At 71.3% G+C, this 3,055-nt stretch carries 5 protein-coding genes; all 5 read left to right on the top strand.

Annotated features, from left to right (window positions below; genetic code table 11):
- The coding region (locus KGA66_RS28460) for a precorrin-3B C(17)-methyltransferase (protein WP_211472612.1) at positions 1–478 on the top strand (478 nt) is incomplete at its 5' end.
- 17 nt (positions 479–495) lie between these two features.
- Positions 496–726: a ferredoxin family protein gene (locus KGA66_RS32350; protein ID WP_211472610.1), complete on the top strand. Its 231-nt coding sequence runs from the start codon at positions 496–498 to the stop codon at positions 724–726.
- Positions 723–1,346, top strand: a complete 624-nt coding sequence (locus KGA66_RS28450; RefSeq protein WP_211472608.1) for a precorrin-8X methylmutase — start codon at positions 723–725, stop codon at positions 1,344–1,346. Before KGA66_RS32350 ends, KGA66_RS28450 begins: the two co-directional genes overlap by 4 nt.
- Complete coding sequence (locus tag KGA66_RS28445; RefSeq protein WP_211472597.1) at positions 1,343–2,458, top strand: sirohydrochlorin chelatase; 1,116 nt, start codon at positions 1,343–1,345, stop codon at positions 2,456–2,458. The genes KGA66_RS28450 and KGA66_RS28445 overlap by 4 nt, the downstream gene beginning before the upstream one ends.
- 10 nt (positions 2,459–2,468) lie before the next feature.
- Positions 2,469–3,055, top strand: a 587-nt coding sequence (locus tag KGA66_RS28440; protein WP_211472595.1) for a cobalt-precorrin-7 (C(5))-methyltransferase, incomplete at its 3' end; no start/stop codon positions are given.

Below are 3,055 nucleotides of genomic sequence, written 5' to 3'. Positions count from 1 at the left end.
GTATGCGATGGCGTCGCCTGCGTTGGAATACGCGGACGTCGATGACGTCGATGTGGTCTGTGTGCCTGGGATCACCGCGGCCGGCGCGGCGTCGAACGTGCTCGGGGCGCCGCTCGGTCATGATCATTGTTCGATTTCGCTTTCTGATCTGCATACGCCGTGGGATGCGATCGAGCGGCGGGTGCGGGCGGCTGCGGACGGTGATTTCGTGGTGTCCTTCTACAATCCGCGCTCGCGGCAGCGTGATTGGCAGTTGGGCGAGGCGTTGGCGATTCTGGCGCGGCAGCGGCCGGGTTCGACACCGGTGGGATGGGTGCGCAACGCCTCGCGGCCGGATGAGAGCGGCGGGTTGACGAGCTTGGCGGATTTCGATCCGTCGGTGGTCGATATGTATACGGTCGTGACCGTGGGGTGTTCGCAGTCGCGGATCGTGGGTGGCCGGTTCGTGACGCCGCGGGGGTATACGTGGGCGCGTTGACGTGGACGCCGGGCGGCGTGGCTGCGGGTCTGGTTGCGCGTGTGGGCGCGTGCCAGGGCTGTGGTGCGTGTTTGCTGACGTGCCCGGAGCATGCGTTTCGGCCGAGGGGTGGGCGGCTGTTGGTGGTGCCGGAGCGGTGTACCGGGTGCGGGGAGTGTGTCGAGGTGTGTCCGGTGGATGCGATTGATCTGGTTGAGGCTGCCGGGTTGGATGGCGCCGGTCCGGGTGCGCAGGGTGGTGTGCGGTGAGGGCGGTGCATCCGATCGAGCAGGAGTCGTACGCGATTTTGCGGGCGCGGTTGGCGCGCGAGTACCCGCAGGTGGGGGGCTGGGGGCCGTTGGGCCGGGCGGTGCTGGAGCGGGTCGTGCACGCCAGCGCCGATCTGGAGTTCGCGGCGGATCTGGTGGTGCCGGGCGAGCGGGTGCTGGCCGAGGCGGTTGCCGGGTTGCGTGCCGGGGTGCCGGTCGTGGCGGATGTGGCGATGGTGGCTGCGGGGATCACACGGTGTGCCGCGGTGTGCCGGATCACTGATCCGCGGGCTGCGCGGGTGGCCGCCGCGGAGGGGATCACGCGGTCGGCGGCGGCGTTGCGGCTCGCGGCGCTGGAGGCGGGTCCGGGCGCGGTGTATGTGATCGGTTGCGCGCCGACTGCGTTGTTCGAGTTGATCGAGGGTGCCGGGCGGTATCGGCCGTCGCTGGTGGTGGGGATGCCGGTGGGGTTCGTGGGTGCGGTGGAGTCGAAGGCGGCGCTGCGGGCGCACGGGGATCTGTCGGTGTGCGCGGTGTCCAATCGCGGGGGCAAGGGTGGTTCGGCGGTGGCCGCGGCCGCTGTCAATGCGCTGTTGTACTACGAGGAGGGCCGGTCGTGACCGCTTTGTTGATCGTGGGGCACGGGACGCGGGCGCTGGAGGGCGCGGCGCAGTTCCGGGCTTTCGTGCGGCGGGTGGGTGTGCGTGCCGCGGCGCGGGCGGATGTGCCGGTGGAGGCGGTGTCGGGCGGGTTCATCGAGTTGTCGTCGCCGCCGTTGCGGGAGGCGGTGGCGCAGTTGGTCGCGGGGGGCGTGCGGGATGTCGTCGCGGTGCCGTTGATCTTGTTGGCGGCTGGGCACGCTAAGGGGGATATTCCGGCGGCTTTGGCGCGGGAGCGGGGGCGGCATCCGGGTCTGCGGGTGCGGTACGCACGGCCGTTGGGTGTGCATCCGGTGTTGTTGGAGTTGCTGCGGGAGCGGTTGGCGGCGAGCGTGTTGCCGCGTCCCGATGCGGTGTTGTTGGTGGGGCGCGGTACGACGGATCCGGATGCGAATGCCGAGTTGCATCGGGCGGCGCGGTTGTTGTGGGAGACCACGCGGCAGTCGGGGATCGAGTTGGTCGAACCGGCGTTCGTGTCGTTGGCCTCGCCGTCGGTGCAGGAGGGGTTGGAGCGGCTGCGGCGGCTGGGGGCGCGGCGGGTGACGGTTCTGCCGTATTTCCTGTTCGCGGGGGTGTTGCCGGATCGGATCGTGGAGCACAGCGCGCGGGGCGCGCGGAGCTTGGGGTTGGAGGTGGCCGTCGCGGGGTTGCTCGGGGACGACGACGCGCTGGCGGACCTGGTGTTGGATCGTTTCGCGGAGGCGGTGGCGGGTCCGGTGGCGGTGAACTGCGATGCGTGTGTGTATCGGATCGCGATGCCGGGGTTCGAGAGCCGGGTCGGGGCGGCGCAGCGGCCGCATGACCATCCGGACGATCCGGCGCGGCACGGTCACCATCACGACCACGGCCTCCACGACCACGGCCTCCACGATCACGACGACCACAGCCTCGACCGCGACCACAGCGTCGATCACGGTCACGGACCGGAGCGTTCTCATGTGCCCGGTCACGGCGGCCGGGCCGGGGACGAGCACGTGCGCGACGCGGGGGCCGGTTCGCCTGCGGGCGGCGCAGAGAAGCAGGGTCGTGACTCGCCGGTTGTGGGCCACGCGGGCCCGGCATCCGTGCGATGATCGGACGGCCATGGGATCGCAGGAGTTCAACGGGCGCAGCGCGCGGGTGACCGTCCTCGGGTTCGACGGGTCGCCGCCTTCCGCGCCGGCGCGCAGGGCGCTGGCCGAGGCCACCCTCGTCATCGGGAATATCAGGCATCTGGATGCGCTGCCGATACCGGAGACGGCGCGGCGCATCTACATGGGCGGTCTGGGTTCCGCCTTGACGCATCTGGCGCTGCACGACGGGCCGGCCGTCGTGGTCGCGTCGGGGGACCCGGGTTTCTTCGGGGTGGTGCGGGCGCTGCGCGGCCAGGAGATCAGGGTGCGTACGCTGCCGGCGATCTCGTCGGTGGCGGCGGCGTTCGGGCGTGTGGGCATGGCCTGGGAGGACGCCTTGGTGGTGGCTGTGGACGCGGCCTCGGACGGGGTGGACGGCGGGGAGCGTTCGGCTTCGGGGCGTTCGGTGTTCGATCCGGCGGCGGGCCGTCCGGTCTCGACGCTGCGCACGGCGGCGAACCTGTGCCGGGCGCATCCGAAGGTGGCGGTGCTCACGGGGCCGGGGGCGGGGCCGCGGGAGTTGGCGGCGGAGTTGCTGGGCCAGGACAAGTATCCGCT

Source organism: Actinocrinis puniceicyclus (assembly GCF_018283645.1).
Taxonomy (GTDB): Bacteria; Actinomycetota; Actinomycetes; order Streptomycetales; family Catenulisporaceae; genus Actinocrinis; species Actinocrinis puniceicyclus.
This window is presented reverse-complemented; position numbering and strand designations above follow the sequence as displayed.